General features: G+C 60.1%; 14 protein-coding genes. 8 read left to right on the top strand and 6 right to left on the bottom strand.

What is annotated here, in order from left to right; translation table 11 throughout:
- Positions 1–63: 63 nt before the first annotated feature.
- The 3 genes from guaB (at position 64) to ACR0JC_RS02780 (ending at position 5,097) form a co-directional block, all read left to right on the top strand.
- Entirely contained in the window at positions 64–1,512 is a 1,449-nt protein-coding gene (gene guaB, locus ACR0JC_RS02790) for an IMP dehydrogenase (RefSeq protein WP_170339091.1), read from the top strand.
- A gap of 28 nt (positions 1,513–1,540) precedes the next feature.
- A complete protein-coding gene (locus ACR0JC_RS02785) occupies positions 1,541–2,701 on the top strand; it encodes an RsmB/NOP family class I SAM-dependent RNA methyltransferase (RefSeq protein ID WP_170339093.1) in 1,161 nt (386 codons plus the stop codon).
- A gap of 104 nt (positions 2,702–2,805) precedes the next feature.
- Positions 2,806–5,097 carry an ATP-binding protein gene (locus ACR0JC_RS02780; protein WP_170339095.1) on the top strand — a complete coding sequence of 764 codons (2,292 nt, stop codon included), beginning with the start codon at positions 2,806–2,808 and terminating at the stop codon, positions 5,095–5,097.
- On the opposite strand, the gene ACR0JC_RS02775 is transcribed toward ACR0JC_RS02780, so the two are convergent.
- On the bottom strand, positions 5,094–5,687 hold the full coding sequence (locus tag ACR0JC_RS02775; RefSeq protein WP_170339097.1) for a gamma-glutamyl kinase: 594 nt from the start codon (positions 5,685–5,687) through the stop codon (positions 5,094–5,096). The genes ACR0JC_RS02780 and ACR0JC_RS02775 overlap by 4 nt on opposite strands.
- 306 nt (positions 5,688–5,993) lie before the next feature.
- Between ACR0JC_RS02775 and recA the strand changes: the two genes are divergently transcribed.
- From recA to ACR0JC_RS02755, 4 genes are all read left to right on the top strand, one after another.
- A complete protein-coding gene (gene recA, locus ACR0JC_RS02770) occupies positions 5,994–7,058 on the top strand; it encodes a recombinase RecA (RefSeq protein ID WP_170339099.1) in 1,065 nt (354 codons plus the stop codon).
- 141 nt (positions 7,059–7,199) lie between these two features.
- Positions 7,200–9,872: an alanine--tRNA ligase gene (gene alaS, locus ACR0JC_RS02765; protein WP_170339101.1), complete on the top strand. Its 2,673-nt coding sequence runs from the start codon at positions 7,200–7,202 to the stop codon at positions 9,870–9,872.
- Position 9,873: 1 nt separating this feature from the next.
- Positions 9,874–10,161, top strand: coding sequence for a DUF1330 domain-containing protein (locus ACR0JC_RS02760; RefSeq protein ID WP_093962104.1), 288 nt, complete (start codon positions 9,874–9,876; stop codon positions 10,159–10,161).
- Positions 10,162–10,539: 378 nt separating this feature from the next.
- Complete coding sequence (locus ACR0JC_RS02755; protein WP_170339104.1) at positions 10,540–11,163, top strand: transglutaminase-like cysteine peptidase; 624 nt, start codon at positions 10,540–10,542, stop codon at positions 11,161–11,163.
- Positions 11,164–11,282: 119 nt separating this feature from the next.
- Here ACR0JC_RS02755 and ACR0JC_RS02750 read toward each other — a convergent pair whose 3' ends face one another.
- The 5 genes from ACR0JC_RS02750 to ACR0JC_RS02730 all read right to left on the bottom strand — a co-directional run bounded on the left by ACR0JC_RS02750 (position 11,283) and on the right by ACR0JC_RS02730 (position 16,189).
- The gene (locus ACR0JC_RS02750; protein ID WP_480763153.1) at positions 11,283–12,365 is read right to left on the bottom strand and encodes a hypothetical protein; all 1,083 of its coding nucleotides are present in this window, start codon (positions 12,363–12,365) and stop codon (positions 11,283–11,285) included.
- Between the two features lie 331 nt (positions 12,366–12,696).
- Complete coding sequence (typA, locus tag ACR0JC_RS02745) at positions 12,697–14,514, bottom strand: translational GTPase TypA (RefSeq protein ID WP_170339107.1); 1,818 nt, start codon at positions 14,512–14,514, stop codon at positions 12,697–12,699.
- A 74-nt stretch (positions 14,515–14,588) separates the two neighbouring features.
- Positions 14,589–14,924 carry a DMT family transporter gene (locus tag ACR0JC_RS02740; protein ID WP_170339109.1) on the bottom strand — a complete coding sequence of 112 codons (336 nt, stop codon included), beginning with the start codon at positions 14,922–14,924 and terminating at the stop codon, positions 14,589–14,591.
- Between the two features lie 366 nt (positions 14,925–15,290).
- Positions 15,291–15,536 carry a hypothetical protein gene (locus ACR0JC_RS02735; RefSeq protein ID WP_093962100.1) on the bottom strand — a complete coding sequence of 82 codons (246 nt, stop codon included), beginning with the start codon at positions 15,534–15,536 and terminating at the stop codon, positions 15,291–15,293.
- Positions 15,536–16,189, bottom strand: coding sequence for an alpha/beta hydrolase (locus tag ACR0JC_RS02730; RefSeq protein WP_093962099.1), 654 nt, complete (start codon positions 16,187–16,189; stop codon positions 15,536–15,538). Before ACR0JC_RS02730 ends, ACR0JC_RS02735 begins: the two co-directional genes overlap by 1 nt.
- 178 nt (positions 16,190–16,367) lie before the next feature.
- Between ACR0JC_RS02730 and iscR the strand changes: the two genes are divergently transcribed.
- A complete protein-coding gene (iscR, locus tag ACR0JC_RS02725) occupies positions 16,368–16,826 on the top strand; it encodes a Fe-S cluster assembly transcriptional regulator IscR (protein WP_093962098.1) in 459 nt (152 codons plus the stop codon).
- The last annotated feature ends 37 nt before the right edge of the window (positions 16,827–16,863 follow it).

The following is a 16,863-nucleotide window of genomic DNA, read 5'->3' as shown; positions in this document are numbered from 1 at the left end:
TTCCTTTGGTCGAAACCATGCAATAGGGTCACCGCCAAACGGGGTTTTGCATGGGGTTAGCAGATGCAGATTCGTGAGGCACTCACCTTTGATGACGTTCTTTTGGTTCCGGCGGCCTCGTCGGTGCTGCCGGCAACGGCGGACACGTCGACGCGCGTGACGCGCGCGATCACCATGAACATACCGCTGCTCAGCTCGGCCATGGACACGGTGACCGAGGCGCGGATGGCCATCGCAATGGCCCAGGCCGGGGGCATTGGGGTGATCCACAAGAACCTGACCGTCGAGGAGCAATCGCGTGAGGTGCGCCGGGTCAAACGCTTCGAATCCGGCATCGTCTACAACCCAGTCACCCTGCGCGCCGATCAAACGCTGGCCGATGCCAAGGCCTTGGTCGAGCGCTACAACTTCACCGGCTTCCCGGTGGTGGATGACGACGGCCGCGTCGTGGGTATTGTGACCAACCGCGACATGCGTTTTGCCACGTCGGACGACCAGCCGATCCGCGCGATGATGACCACTGATAATCTGGCGATGCTGCAGGAGCCGGCCGACCTGGAAGAGGCAAAGAGCCTGATGAAGGCTCGCCGGATTGAAAAGCTGCTGGTCGTCGACGGATCGGGCAAACTGACCGGTCTGCTGACCTTGAAGGATACGGAACAAGCGGTGCTGAACCCCACGGCCTGCAAAGACCATCTGGGTCGGCTGCGGGTTGCGGCGGCCACGTCGGTTGGCGATGCCGGCTTTGAACGATCCGAGCAATTGGTCGACTCTGGCGTCGACATCATCGTGGTCGACACGGCGCACGGCCATTCCCAAGGGGTGCTGGACGCGGTGAAGCGGATCAAGGCCCTGTCGAACGAAGTGCAGATCATCGCGGGCAACGTCGCAACGGGCGACGCAACCAAGGCCCTGATCGACGCTGGCGCCGATGCGGTCAAGGTCGGGATCGGGCCGGGCTCGATCTGCACCACGCGCATGGTGGCCGGTGTCGGCGTGCCCCAGTTGACGGCAATCATGGATTGCTCGGCTGCGGCTGGCGACGTGCCGGTCATCGCCGATGGTGGTATCAAGTTCTCGGGCGATTTCGCCAAGGCCATCGCGGCGGGCGCGTCCTGCGCCATGGTTGGCTCGATGATCGCCGGCACCGACGAAAGCCCGGGCGAGGTGATCCTGTATCAGGGCCGCTCTTTCAAATCCTATCGCGGCATGGGCAGCCTGGGCGCGATGGCGCGCGGCTCGGCCGATCGTTATTTCCAGAAAGACGCCGCAAATGACAAGTTGGTGCCCGAGGGGATCGAGGGACAGGTGCCCTACAAGGGCTCGGCCAGCGCCGTCGTTCATCAACTGGTCGGCGGTCTGCGTGCGGCCATGGGCTATACCGGCTGCGCGACTGTTGATGAAATGCGCCGCAATTGTCAGTTCGTGAAGATCACCGGAGCGGGTCTGAAGGAAAGCCACGTGCATGACGTGCAGATCACACGCGAAAGCCCCAACTACCGCGTGATGTGACGGTTTCCGTCGGACTCAGGACCTCGACATGACCCCAGGCGCGCGCGTTCAGGCCGCTATCGAAATCCTAGACGATTTTCTGGGCGGAACTCCCGCCGAGAAAGCGTTGACGGGTTGGGCGCGGCGCAGCCGTTTTGCGGGATCGAAGGACAGGGCGGCGATCCGCGACCATGTCTTTGACGCGCTTCGGCATCTTCGGTCTTTCGCTGCGATCGGCGGTGCAAGGACCGGGCGAGGCCTGATGTTGGGCGCTCTGCGGTCCCGGGGCCAGGACCCGGTCGATCTGTTCAACGGAGTTGGTCACGCCCCAGACCCCGTCACGGCGGACGAGGTCGGACGTCCATTCGAAACGGAAGCCGAACAGTTTGACATACCCGAGTGGCTTTGGCCGGTGTTCGAGCGGTCGCTTGGTGAAAGTGCCAGAGAGGCCGCCGCCGCGCTGCAATCGCGCGCTCCGGTTCACCTGCGGGTCAATTTGGCCCGCACGAGCTTGCAAGAGGCGGTGGACGCGCTGACGCGGGAAGGGATTTCCACTGCGCCGCACCCGGCCTGCGAGACAGCGCTTGAAGTTGTCGAAGGTGCCCGGAAGATTTCGCAATCCCAAAGCTATCGTGACGGCTTGGTCGAGTTGCAAGATGCAGCGAGCCAAGCTGTCGTTGCTGCATTGAACCTCAGGCCTGGCATGAGGGTTCTGGACTATTGTGCCGGGGGTGGCGGCAAGGCTCTGGCCATGGCCGCCACCGGCGGTGTCGAAGTCTTCGCCCATGACGCCAACCCCGGGCGCATGCGTGACCTTCCTGATCGAGCGCAACGGGCGGGAGCGCGCATTACCATCCTGTCGACAGATGACTTGGTAAAACACGGCCCGTTTGACGTGGTGCTGACTGACGCTCCCTGTTCCGGGAGCGGCTCGTGGCGGCGCGCACCTGCGGGCAAATGGGCATTGACGCCCGAGCAACTGGCCCAGTTGCCTAAGACGCAATTGTCCATTCTGGACGCGGCCGCACCACTCGTCGGTGATGGTAGTGTATTGGCCTACGCCACCTGTTCGATGCTGGATGTCGAAAACAGAGGCGTCATAAACACGTTCCTGTCGTCGCATCCGGAATGGCAATGCACGTTCAGCCGATTGTGGCAGGTTGTACACGGCACCGACGGCTTCTATTCCGCCCACTTGACGCGACGCTGATACGCTGAAAACAACTTAAAGGAGAATATTCGCCGGATTCCTTAAGCGGATATTAACCCTTTGTGCCACGATATGCCGTGGATTGATTTTGAATCGAGTTGTTGATGACCGAAGTCGCTCAATTTACGCCAAGCTTGACCGGGCGACATTTTCCGAGTTGGTCGAGGGCCATCTCTTTGGTCGGTGTCGCGCTCTTGTTGGTCATTCTCGCCCAGCTCTTTCCGATTTCACCCCAGTTGGTTTCGGGCCTGCTGGCGGTCGGAGGGTCTTTTCTGGCCGTTGGCGCGTTTGTTCTGTTGCGCGGATGGTTCTCGTACCGCGTTGACAAACAGGCGCAAACCATACTCGCGTCGTTTCTGGAAAAAGAGCCCGCCCCGGGTTTCATCACGGATGCCAACGGGCGGGTGCTGATCGTGAATTCCGCAGCGCGGGACAGGTTCAACGCCTCAACAGGCGCAAGGCTGGACATGTGTCTGCGGTCCGTTTTCGCCAATCCTGCGGCAATACTGGTTCGGATGCAGTCATTGGCGCAGGTCGAAGGGCGCGCGGCAGAAGACATCGTGACAAAGGGCACGACAATTCCAGTTCTGGCGATCGACCTCGGCGATGATCTGTACCTGTGGCGGATCAAGGCCTCGGGTCGGCAACCCTGGGCGTATGCTTCGCTTCCAATCGTGACGCTCGGGCGAAATGACGTGGTCCTGAACATGAATGCCGCGGCCGAGGCGATGCTCCAAGGCAGCGAGGTGGGCGCGGCCGAGGCTCTGACGCCGGAGGTCATATCCGGTGAAACGGTTCTACGCCTGCCTGCTCAAGAAGGTTCGCGGCGGGTATTCGTGTGCGAGGTTCAAAAAACCAGTGCGGGCCGGGATATCGGGCTGGTCGTGCTTGACGACGCGCCTGCAGATCAGTGGACCACGACTTTCGCCGACGTCCCGGTACCCATGATGCACCTTGCTCCGGGCGGAGAGATTCTGGATGCCAATCGATTGGCGCGCAAGCTGATCGGTGATGTTGAGTTGGGTCAGACCAATATCGACACGATCCTGAGCGGATTGGGACACCCCTTGCGAGACTGGCTGCTTCAGGTCGCCGCGTGCGATGGACCACCACGTTCGGAATTCCTGCGACTGGGTGGAAAGGACCGAGAGGTCTTCGTTCAACTGACCTTGACCCGCATCGTTAAGAACGGTGAGGTGCGCCTGGTTGCCGTGTTGAACGACGCGACCGAACTCAAGACACTGGAGGCTCAGTTCGTCCAAGGGCAAAAGATGCAGGCGGTCGGGCAGCTGGCGGGCGGTGTTGCGCATGATTTCAACAATCTGCTGACCGCCATTTCCGGACATTGCGACCTGCTGCTGCTGCGCCATGATCAAAGTGATCCGAACTACGGTGATCTCGTCCAGATTAATCAGAATGCCAACCGGGCCGCTGCGTTGGTCAGCCAGTTGCTGGCCTTTTCCCGTAAACAAACCCTGCGGCCCGAAGTGCTGGATCTGCGCGATACCATTTCCGACCTGATCCACTTGTTGAACCGCCTTGTAGGCGAGAAGGTCAAGCTGATCCTCAGTCATGATCCGGTTCTCAAGCCCGTTCGCGCAGACAAGAGGCAGTTGGAACAGGTCGTCATGAATCTGGTTGTGAACGCGCGCGATGCCATGCCCGACGGCGGAGAAATCCGTATCGAAACCGAGGTGTTTTCTTTGACCGAGCCGCTGATGCGGGACAGGGCGACCGTTCCGGTGGGTGAATATGTTTCGGTCAAGGTCATCGACAGTGGCGTCGGTATTCCGTCAGACAAGCTGCAGAAGATCTTCGAACCCTTCTACACGACCAAGCGGACAGGCGAGGGGACCGGGCTGGGTTTGTCGACGGTCTATGGCATCGTCAAGCAAACCGGCGGCTTCATCTTTGTGGACAGCACCGAAGGGCGTGGGACCGAGTTCAACGTCATGCTGCCGGTCTGCTCGGCTCGGGACCCCGAGTTGGCGATCGAACCGCAGGTCCAACCGGAACCGAATGCGCATCAAGGCGAAGGTGTTGTTTTGCTGGTCGAGGACGAAGCACCGGTACGTGCCTTTGCCACTCGTGCCTTGCGCCTCAAGGGCTATACCGTCTTTGAGGCAGGCTCGGCCGAGGACGCGTTGCGCATTCTCGAGGATCAGAACCTGCACGTCGACGTCTTCGTCACGGACGTGGTCATGCCCGGAATGGATGGTCCAACCTGGGTTGCCAAGGCGCTTGAAAGCCGGCCCGATGTGCGGGTGGTCTTCATGTCGGGCTATACCGAAGGCGCGTTTGGCGATGCTGGGCCGGAGATCAGACATTCGACCTTCCTGCCCAAGCCTTTTTCACTGACACAATTGACCGAGGCGGTGTTTCAGTACCTCAACTAACGCGCCTGCTGATGCAGACGAAACTCGGCGGCATGAGCCTTGCGGAATGTATCCAAGGTCTGGTCAGACAGTATCAGTTCCCGCTTGGGCGATACATTTTCGCGGGTCAGATCGATCCGGGCGTTCAGTCGATCTTGAAGGAAGTCCAGAATCTCGTCCTGGTGTTCGTAGCGAAAGATATGCGAAGCACCGGCGCCATTGCTGCGGGTCCGGAAGAATTCAGTTTGGCTGCCGACATCGGCGAACGCGGGACGGGGCGATTGCATATAGGCTTGGACAAACTTGTCGAAAGACATGCCGTCGGTCGAATGCGGGTGGCCCGTCAATTCGGTGCGCGTCCTGTACTGGTACCAGCTGCCCAGCCAATCGACGGGTTCGCGCACGATGGCCATGATTTCCATTTCAGTGTCGTACATCTTGCGGAAAATGTTCTGGAAGAAACGGTCATAGCGACGCACCGGCGCATGTTTTAGATCCGGTGGACCCGACACCACGATATCCGCCCGGTCCCGCAACGCGACCTGATAGGCGGTGCTTCCGGTTTTGGGCAGGGACAAAAGCGCAAGGCGTTCCTTGAAGAAGATCAGCATTTCATGTCTTTCCTGCGCCGAAGGCTGTCGTGCCACATGATTGTCCGCCCCGGCAGCCAAGGTCAATTGCTTCCGCACAAAATCGCCAGCCTGCGCAAGCAAAGTTTCATTGAAAAGACAGAGCCTTGGGCATGATTGAGAAGTTTCTAGGTCTGAGTAAACGACTTTTTAACCTCTTCATCGAATGGTAAGGAATGAAAGTTTTTGTTGAAATGTTCTCTTTTTGATCTCATAAGGAACAAGAGGCGAACAAAGCAGCGATTGCCGCCCGGTGATGGGTGTGACAAAAGGGAAGGCGACAGGACAATGGCGGATCTTCTGACAATGAACGACAAGAAAAACCCCGACAAGCAAAAGGCGCTGGACAGCGCGTTGGCGCAGATCGAGCGGCAGTTCGGCAAGGGCTCGATCATGAAACTGGGCGATGGTGCCCGGCAGGAGATCGAAGCCAGTTCGACCGGGTCACTTGGGCTGGATATCGCTCTTGGCATCGGCGGACTTCCGATGGGTCGGATTGTCGAAATCTACGGCCCGGAAAGCTCGGGCAAGACGACCCTGACCCTGCATTGTATCGCAGAGCAGCAGAAACGCGGCGGCGTCTGTGCATTCGTCGATGCGGAACATGCGCTGGACCCGCAATACGCCCGCAAGCTGGGGGTGGATCTGGATGAACTGCTGATCTCGCAGCCCGACACGGGTGAGCAGGCGCTGGAAATCACCGATACGCTGGTGCGTTCCGGGGCGGTCAACATGGTCGTGGTGGACTCGGTGGCGGCGCTGACGCCGAAATCCGAGCTGGAAGGCGACATGGGCGACAGCAACGTGGGTGTGCAGGCCCGGCTGATGAGCCAGGCGATGCGCAAACTGACAGGGTCGATCGCCCGCAGCAACTGCATGGTGATTTTCATCAACCAGATCCGCATGAAGATCGGCGTCATGTTTGGAAGCCCGGAAACTACGACCGGGGGCAACGCCCTGAAATTCTACAGCTCGGTCCGTCTGGACATCCGCCGGATCGGCGCGATCAAAGACCGCGATGAGGTGGTCGGCAACCAGACCCGCGTGAAGGTGGTCAAGAACAAAGTGGCCCCGCCGTTCAAGCAGGTGGAATTCGACATCATGTATGGTGAGGGCATCAGCAAGATGGGCGAACTGCTGGATCTTGGCGTCAAAGCCGGAGTGGTCGAAAAGTCCGGCTCGTGGTTCAGCTATGGGGATGAGCGGATCGGGCAGGGGCGTGAAAACGCCAAGCAATACCTGCGGGACAACAGTCGGGTTGCGCTGGAAATCGAGGATAAGATCCGTGCCGCGCACGGGCTTGATTTCGACATGCCGCCTGCGGCGGATGAGGATGATATCCTCGAAGCCTGATCGGAAGATCAGAGAGAACACTGGCAAGGTGAGCCCTCGGGTTCACCTTGTTTCGTTTGCACTGCAGCAATCCTGTGGACTATCGGCGGGCAGGGGGCTAAACCGTCGCGATAGATCATGAATGCGCGCTGAGAGAGCCCAATGCCCACGCTGAACGATATCCGCTCAACCTTTCTGAACTACTTTGCCAAACAAGGGCACGAAGTGGTCGCGTCGAGCCCGCTTGTGCCGCGCAACGACCCGACGCTGATGTTCGTTAACTCGGGCATGGTGCAGTTCAAGAACCTGTTCACCGGCCTTGAGACACGCGACTACACACGTGCCACCACGGCGCAGAAATGCGTGCGCGCCGGCGGCAAGCACAACGACCTGGACAATGTCGGTTACACGGCCCGCCACCACACGTTCTTCGAGATGCTGGGCAACTTCTCGTTCGGAGACTATTTCAAATCGGAAGCGATTCCGTTCGCTTGGGAGTTGATCACCAAGGAGTTCGGGATCGACAAGAATCGTCTGCTGACGACCGTCTATCATACCGATGACGAGGCGTTCGAGATATGGAAGAAAGTCGGCGTTCCCGAAGACCGGATCATCCGCATCGCCACCAGCGACAATTTCTGGCAGATGGGCCCGACCGGCCCCTGCGGCCCCTGTACCGAGATCTTCTATGATCACGGCGACCACATCTGGGGCGGACCTCCGGGATCGGCCGAGGAAGACGGTGACCGGTTCATCGAGATCTGGAATATCGTTTTCATGCAGAACGAGCAGTTCGAAGACGGCTCGATGCGTGAACTGGACATGCAGTCGATCGATACCGGCATGGGTCTGGAACGGATCGGCGCGTTGCTGCAGGGCAGCCATGACAACTATGACACCGACCTTTTCAAGACACTGATCGAGGCCTCGGCCGAAGTCACGCATGTGGGCCCCTATGGCGATCAGAATGTGCACCATCGGGTAATTGCCGACCACTTGCGGTCGACCTCTTTCCTGATTGCTGACGGGGTCATGCCCTCGAATGATGGTCGCGGATATGTCCTGCGCCGGATCATGCGCCGGGCCATGCGCCATGCGCATCTTCTGGGCGCCAAGGATCCGGTCATGCACAAGCTTGTTCCGACACTGGTTCAATTGATGGGCGCGCAGTATTCCGAGCTGGGTCGTGCTCAGGCTCTGATCGAAGAGACGTTGTTGTTGGAGGAAACCCGGTTCAAGCAGACGCTGGACCGCGGCCTCAAACTGCTGGATGACGAAGTGGCGGGCCTGCCGGACGGGGCGCCACTGCCCGGGGATGCCGCCTTCAAGCTGTATGACACCTATGGGTTCCCGCTTGACCTGACCCAGGATGCCCTGCGCGAAAAAGGTCGGACGGTTGATACCGACGGATTCGACACCGCCATGGCCGAGCAGAAGGCGAAGGCGCGCGCCGCCTGGGCTGGTTCGGGTGAGGCTGCAGATCAGGCAGTCTGGTTCGACATACTGGACGCAAGCGGTGCGACCGATTTCCTGGGCTACGAAACAGAAGTGGCTGAGGGTCAGGTTGTGGCCCTGGTGGTCGACGGTGACCTTGTAGACCGTATCGAGCAGGGCGGATCCGGCTGGGTGGTCGTAAATCAGACACCCTTTTACGGCGAGGCGGGTGGCCAAGTTGGCGATTCCGGCAGCATCCGCCGTCTTGAAGATCGCACCCAGAGCGCGACGGTCGAAGACACCCGGAAGTTCGCGGATGGCAAGGTCTATGCACACAAGATCGTCGTGGACAGCGGTGCGATCGCCAAAGGTGATGCCGTCGAGCTCGAAGTCGATCACGCCCGGCGCTCGGCCATCCGAGCGAACCACTCGGCGACCCACCTACTGCACGAAGCGCTGCGAGAAACGCTTGGCGATCATGTTGCACAGCGCGGATCGTTGAATGCTGCCGACCGTCTGCGGTTTGATTTCAGCCACGCCAAAGCGCTGACACAGGCTGAGTTGCAGACCGTGGAACGCGAGGTGAATGAGTTCATTCGTCAGAACTCGACGGTCGAAACCCGTATCATGACCCCGGACGATGCCCGCGCCTTGGGGGCACAGGCGTTGTTCGGTGAGAAATACGGCGACGAAGTCCGGGTCGTCTCGATGGGCAAGGCCCAGACCGGCAAGGGCCACGACGGCCAAACCTGGTCGATCGAACTGTGTGGCGGTACGCATGTGCGCCAGACAGGAGATATCGGGACCTTTGTCATTCTGGGTGACAGTGCAAGCAGCGCGGGCGTGCGGCGGATCGAGGCTCTGACCGGGGACTCTGCATTGCGGTACTTGACCGAGCAGGATCGGCGGCTTGGCCAGATTGCTGCCGAGTTGAAGGCGCAGCCGGATGATGTCGTCGATCGCATCAAAGCTCTGCTGGACGAGCGCAAGTCGTTGCAGAACGAAGTGGCGCAACTGCGCCGCGATCTGGCGATGGCCGGTGGAGCCGGTCAAGGCGGCGGCGCGGAAGCCAAAGAGATCAACGGCGTCAAGTTCCTGGCACAGGCTCTGAATGGTGTGTCGGGCAAGGATCTGCCGGCCCTCATTGATGAGCACAAAGCGCGGCTGGGATCGGGCGCCGTTCTTCTGATCGCCGACACGGGCGGCAAGGCTGCAGTTGCTGCCGGTGTCACAAGCGACCTGACGCAGTCGATATCGGCCGTCGATCTGGTCAAGGCCGCCGTGCAGGAACTGGGCGGCAAGGGCGGCGGCGGGCGTCCCGACATGGCGCAGGGCGGTGGTCGCGATGCCGCCAACGCCGCGGCGGCCATCAAGGCCGCGGAAGAGGTTTTGGGAGGATAACATGCCAGCACTCTGGATTGCACATGTCACGGTTACTGATGCCGAAGCTTATGGCAAATACGCCGAGCTTGCCGGCCCGGCCATTTCCAAACATGGGGGCACGTTCATTGCCCGTGCAGGACGCTATGTCCAACTGGAAGGCAAAGAGCGGCCCCGCAATGTCGTGGCGAAGTTCCCGTCGGTTGAAGCCGCCGTCGCCTGTTACAACTCGGCTGAATACCAAGAAGCCCTGAGCCACGCCCGGGGCGCAAGCGAGCGCGAATTGCTGGTCGTCGAAACGACCGAGTGAGAATCAACCGGATCCGGTCTTGGATTGGCTCCGGAACCCGCTTTGGGTGACGCAACGTCAGCCAAAGTTGCGACGCCGATCCTGTAATTGGGCCGATAGTGTTCCGGTGATCACGTCCCGCAACAAAATTTCCCTCATACTTTCAATGGGTTGAGCTTTTTTGTGGCGGCGAAACTATGACGTTCTACCTCTAATTGTGTCAGGCTTCGCCATTTTCTTGCGCGGAAAAGGTCATATTGAGTTACGAATTTCCGCCGTTTTTTGCCGACAACCTGACCGAGGATTGCCAGAGCCAGTCTGTTAACGGATAGTTTCCAAAAGCAGAATATGGTCCTCAGAAGCGGCAGTCAGTCGAACGTATGGGATCGAGGGACAGGCATGAAACGGGTTTTGGACAGGCTCAACACAGTGGCAAGTCGCGCGGCCAGCAAGGCCACATTGGCTCTGGGTGTGTTGGGAGTGATCGGCGGTGCCGTTCTTGCGACAGGACAAGCCAGCGCTTCAGAGACAGCTTTCATTTCGGGGTTTTCGGCTTCGCCACCGCCGTCGGGCGCACGGACCTTGTGCCGCCAGTATGCTTGGGCTTGTGCGAACAAGAAGTCGGTTTCGCTGCCCAGCCATCAGGAATTGCGACTGGTCAAGCAAATCAATGCCCAGGTCAATGCGACAACGCGTGAGGTCACGGACCAAGTGCAGTACAAGACGCGGGAGCGTTGGGCCCTGCCAACATCGCGCGGCGGTGATTGCGAGGATTTTGCGCTGCTGAAAAAGCGTGACCTGATCAAGGCTGGAATTGATCCCAACAAGCTTTTGCTGGCGACCGTTTTGGACACCCGCCGCGGCCCTCACGCGGTTCTGGTTTACCGCTCCAATCAAGGTGATCTCGTGCTGGACAACCTGACCAATCGGATCAAACCCTGGTCGGCCACACGCTATTTGTTCCTGCGGATGCAGGACCCGAAACAGCCCCAGCGTTGGGTTGGGATCTACGGGCGAAGCTAAGAAGCAACAGCGAATTTGAGTTTCTTGAAGGCTCCAGCAAAAAAGGGCGATGAATTCATCGCCCTTTGTCATTTGTATGCCAGACTGCCACTCAAACGTGGCATCACGACCAAAGGCGGTTAGTCCTCGTCGTTGTTGGCGTTGTTGCCCTGACCAGGGCTTGCGCCTTCCGATCCATTTCCACCGCCATTATTGCCGTTAACGCCGCCGCCGTTACCGTTGCCGCCGCCGTTACCGTTGCCGCCGCCGTTACCGTTGCCGCCGCCGTTACCGTTGCCGCCGCTTGAGCTGCCACCGTCGCCGCCGCCCGAGCCGCCATCACCCGAGCCGCCGCCGTCACCGCCGTCGCCACCGCCCGAGCCGCCATCACCCGAGCCGCCGCCGTCACCGCCGTCGCCACCGCCCGAGCCGCCATCGCCGGAGCCGCCGCCGTCACCGCCGTCGCCACCGCCCGAGCCGCCATCGCCGGAGCCGCCGCTGGAGCTACCGCCGCTTGAGCTGCCACCACCATCGCCGGACCCACCGCTGGAGCTACCGCCGCTTGAGCTGCCACCGCCATCGCCGGACCCGCCGCTGGAGCTGCCTCCGCTGGAGCTTCCACCATCGCCAGAACCGCCGCTGGAGCTGCCTCCGCTGGAGCTTCCACCATCGCCAGAACCGCCGCTGGAGCTGCCTCCGCTGGAGCTTCCACCATCGCCAGAACCGCCGCTGGAGCTGCCGCCGCTGGAGCTGCCACCGCCGTCGCCGGACCCACCACTGGAGCTGCCGCCGCTTGAGCTACCACCGCTGGCGCTACCACCGCTGGAGCTGCCACCACTGGAGCTACCGCCTGAACCTCCCGGAGGTGCCGCCGGTGGAGGATTGCCACCACTGGAACCGCCTCCACTGGAGCTGCCACCGCTGGAGCTACCGCCGCTGGAGCTACCACCGCCTGAGCTCCCGCTCTGTTCCGAAGGGCCGTCGCCGGATCTTTGATCAACCGTACCAATCGACGCGGTCGGGAAATCCGTCAGTACGGCCGCAAAGGCAGGACAGGTCTGCAAAGTGCGGGCAAGAATGTCTTCGAAATCGGCACGACGCTGGATGTAACGCAGCATCCGTGCATCCACGACCGTACAGGCACACAGGGTTTCTGTGGAAACCGACTGCCGGGCTGTCTGGATCGTACACTTGTCCGCGGCGACAACAGGTCCACCGGACATCAGAGGCAATGAAGCTGAAGCAAATACTATTGTCAGTAGACGGGATTTGATGCGCATATCGCGCCTCCTTAAACTCGTTAAACTCATCACCGAACAACCTGGCGATGACACACTTTGAACACAAATACACCCCTATCACGTCGCATTTTCAAGGGCAACACCGCGATAGCGATGCGGAATTAACTCATCTTATGGACGAAATTGCAGGTAAAACAAAAGGGAAGCCATGAACCATTCATGGCTTCCCTGAGAAAACACCGTTTCAGATGGACGCAAAAATGTCACATTCGCGCCATTGTTTCCGACCCGTTCAAAATCGAACGGACCGAAGTCAGGCTGACTTGGCCATGCGCTTGCGTTCGTGCGGGTCAAGGAACCGCTTTCGCAGTCGGATCGCGTTCGGAGTTACTTCGACCAGCTCATCGTCGTCGATGTAGGCGATGGCCTCCTCCAGCGAGAACTGGACATGCGGTGTCAGGCGAACGGCATCGTCCGAGCCGCTGGCCCGCACGTTGGTCAGCTTCTTGCCCTTCAGCGGGTTCACCTCAAGGTCATTGTCCCGCGAATGTTCGCCGATAATCATGCCCTGATACACATCGGTCTGGGGGCCGACGAACATCCGCCCACGCTCTTCTAGGTTCCACAGCGCGTATGCGACGGCCTGGCCGTTCTCCATCGAGATCAGAACGCCGGCGCGCCGCCCGGGGATCGGGCCCTTGTGCGGTGCCCAGCCGTGGAACACGCGGTTCAGAACGCCGGTGCCGCGGGTGTCTGTCAGGAATTCACCGTGATAGCCGATCAGGCCACGCGACGGGACATGCGCAATGATGCGGGTTTTGCCAACACCGGCGGGGCGCATCTCAACCAACTCGCCCTTGCGCGCGCCTGTCACCTTTTCGATGACTGCGCCCGAGAATTCGTCATCCACGTCGATGGTGACTTCCTCGATGGGCTCCAGGCGTTGGCCGTCTTCCTCGCGGAACAGAACCTGCGGGCGCGAGATGCTGAGCTCGAACCCTTCGCGACGCATGTTCTCGATCAGAACGCCCATCTGCAATTCACCGCGGCCCGCAACCTCGAAGGCTTCGCCACCGGGGGTGTCCGTGATCTGGATCGCCACGTTCGATTCGGCCTCTTTCATCAGGCGGTCACGAATGACGCGCGACTGGACCTTCTTGCCGTCACGCCCCGCCAGCGGCGAGTCGTTGATACCGAAGGTGACGGTGATAGTCGGCGGGTCGATCGGCTGGGCGGGCAGGGCCTCATCCACCTGGGGCGCCACCAGAGAATCCGCAACGGTGGCCTTGCTCATGCCTGCGATGGTTACGATGTCGCCCGCTTCGGCAACGTCGATCGGTTGCTGGCTGAGACCACGGAAGGCCAGGATCTTGGTGGCCCGGAAATTCTCGATCAGCTTGCCGTCACGGCTGAGCGCTTTGAGGCTGTCACCCGCTTTGAGCGTGCCGCTTTCGACGCGGCCGGTCAGGATGCGACCGATGAACGGGTCGCTGCCCAGAGTGGTCGCCAACATGCGGAAGGGTTCATCCTTGCGCTCAGCTTGTTTGGGGGCGGGAACGTGGTCGACTACTAGATCGAACAGGGCGGACAGGTCCTTGCGTGGGCCGTCCAGTTCCATATCGGCCCAGCCGGACCGCCCCGAGGCGTACATGGCAGGGAAATCCAGCTGGTCGTCGTCGGCGCCGAGGTTGGCGAACAGGTCAAAGCATTCGTCCAGCGCGCGGTCGGGCTCGGCATCGGGCTTGTCGACCTTGTTCAGCACCACGATTGGACGCAGACCCAGTGCCAGCGCCTTCGATGTCACGAATTTCGTCTGGGGCATCGGGCCTTCGGCGGCATCGACCAGAAGCACAACACCGTCGACCATGCTGAGGATACGCTCGACCTCGCCGCCGAAATCGGCGTGGCCGGGGGTGTCAACGATGTTGATGCGCGTGCCTTTCCACTCGACACTGGTGGCCTTGGCCAGAATGGTGATGCCGCGTTCACGTTCGAGATCGTTGCTGTCCATGGCACGCTCGGCCACGGCCTGGTTTTCCCGGAATGCACCGGATTGTTTCAGAAGCTCGTCCACCAGGGTCGTTTTACCGTGGTCCACGTGAGCGATGATTGCGATGTTGCGCATGTCCATGAGGTCAGCCTTTGAACGGGAAGTTGCCGCGCGCATAACGCGGCGCGGCACAAGTTACCAGCCCTAACGCGCGATCAGTGGCCCGCAGTTTGCGAAAAGAGGTGGATGACCAGAATGCCGCCCAGAATCATCGCAAGGCCCAGAACCGCGGGCCAGTCCAGCCGTTGGCCGAAAACCACAAAGCCGATCAGCGCAATCAGAGCGATGCCAAGCCCGGACCAGATCGCATAAACGATGCCGACGGGCATTACCTTCAGCGTCAGCGCCATCAGGTAGAAGGCAAAGCCATAGCCCACCACCACCAGCACCGAGGGCCAGAACCGGGTAAATTGCTGGCTGGCCTGCAATGCGGTCGTTCCGATTGTCTCGGCAATAACGGCGAGAAGGAGGATCAGGTAGGCGTGGGGCATGGTTCTTCAACCCTTGATGCATCTGCTGGGACGTTGAGCACAGAATTCAGAAACGGCGCAAGGAAATTCAGGCAGCCGCCCCTTTCGTTGGTTCACCTAGGGTCAGGTAAACCCGACTATGGCAAGGCCGGAAAGCGTGTAAACTACTCCACGTTTTCGATTACTTTTTTAACGAGTGTGTTTCATGACGACATTTGCAAAAACGGTCGTGTTTGCTTCGGCAATAATCGTGGCGATTGGGTGGCTTGCTGACGGGGGGTCCGTCGATACTGACGCAGCCAAATTGGTTGATAGGTCAAGCGCAACAACAGTTTGAACGCTACGAATGAAACGAAAAAGGAGCCCGCGGGCTCCTTTTTTGTGCGCCTATTGCTTTTCGATCGCCTTCACCTTGGATCGGTGATCCGACAGCCTCTTGATCAGGAATTGCCGCGCCTTGCGCTCGGCCAACCGGACGCGGATTTCGGTGAGGAAGGCCTCCTCAAGCGATTGGGAGGCTGCGCCAAGCACGTCACCTACTTCGACGTAGAACCGATCTTGGCCGGTTTCGTCCATGACCTTCATCGTATCCTCGGCCAGTTTCGCCGCGAGAATGGTGATGGTGTCGGACATCAGCGCGTGTTCTCGGTCAGGCGGCGTTTGACGTAGTCGGTCACGTTGGTCATCAGCGTATCCATGTGCTCACCCTGGAAGAAGTGGTCGGCTCCTTCAACCTCGGTATGGGTGATGGTGATACCCTTCTGTTCGTGCAGCTTTCCGACCAGTGCGGTGGTGTCCGCCGGCGGTGCCACCCGGTCAGCCGTTCCGTTGATGATCAGCCCGGACGAGGGGCAGGGGGCAAGGAACGAAAAATCATACATGTTCGCGGGCGGCGACACGCTGATGAAGCCGGTGATCTCGGGGCGACGCATCAGCAACTGCATGCCGATCCAGGCTCCGAACGAAAAGCCTGCGACCCAGCAGTGTTTCGAGTTGTTGTTCATCGACTGCAGATAGTCCAGCGCCGATGCCGCGTCGCTAAGCTCTCCGACGCCCTGGTCATACTCGCCCTGACTACGGCCGACGCCCCGGAAATTGAAGCGCAGGACCGTAAAGCCCATGTTGTAGAACGCGTAGTGCAGGTTGTAGACGACCTTGTTGTTCATGGTCCCGCCGAACTGGGGGTGCGGGTGCAGCACGATGGCGATCGGTGCGTCTTTTTCCTTTTGGGGGTGGTAACGGCCTTCCAGTCGGCCTTCAGGTCCGGGAAAAATCACCTCGGGCATGTGTGCGGTTGTCCTGTCTTTTTCTCGCGGGCGCCGGGATATACTTGACGGTTATCGTCAGGCACCTTAGAACGGTTCTAATTGAGTATCGCAGCGTGAACACGCTGTCAGTCGGAGATACGCACTGACCGCGGCGACGTCAATGTTTTCACGCGGTTCAAGCCACGAGGATCGAAGAATGAAGCTGTCAACCAAGGGCCGTTACGCGATGGTGGCGTTGGCGGACATCGCGCTTCAACCCGCCGACACGCTGGTGACCCTGGGAGAGATTTCCGAGCGTCAGGACATTTCGCTGCCCTATCTGGAGCAGCTGTTCGTCAAGCTGCGCCGTGCCGATCTGGTTGCATCCGTGCGCGGGCCGGGCGGCGGCTATCGTTTGGCGCGGCCGGCGTCGGAGATCCGCGTGGTCGAGATTCTGTCAGCCGTGGATGAAACAGTTGATGCCATGCACAAGGGGGCCGGGGCGTCGGGGGGATCCTCGGGCAGCCGGGCGCAGTCGCTGACCAACCGCCTGTGGGAAAGTCTCAGCGCGCATGTCTACGTATTCCTGCACCAGACACGCTTGTCCGATGTGATCCAGAACGACCTTGCGCCGTGTCCGGCGGTGCCGGGGCTGTTCTCGGTCGTGGATGATTGACCGGTGAGTGGATTGGGAATCTCGAGGGGCGTGGCCG

This window comes from Ruegeria sp. CH5 (assembly GCF_056537025.1).
This window is presented reverse-complemented; position numbering and strand designations above follow the sequence as displayed.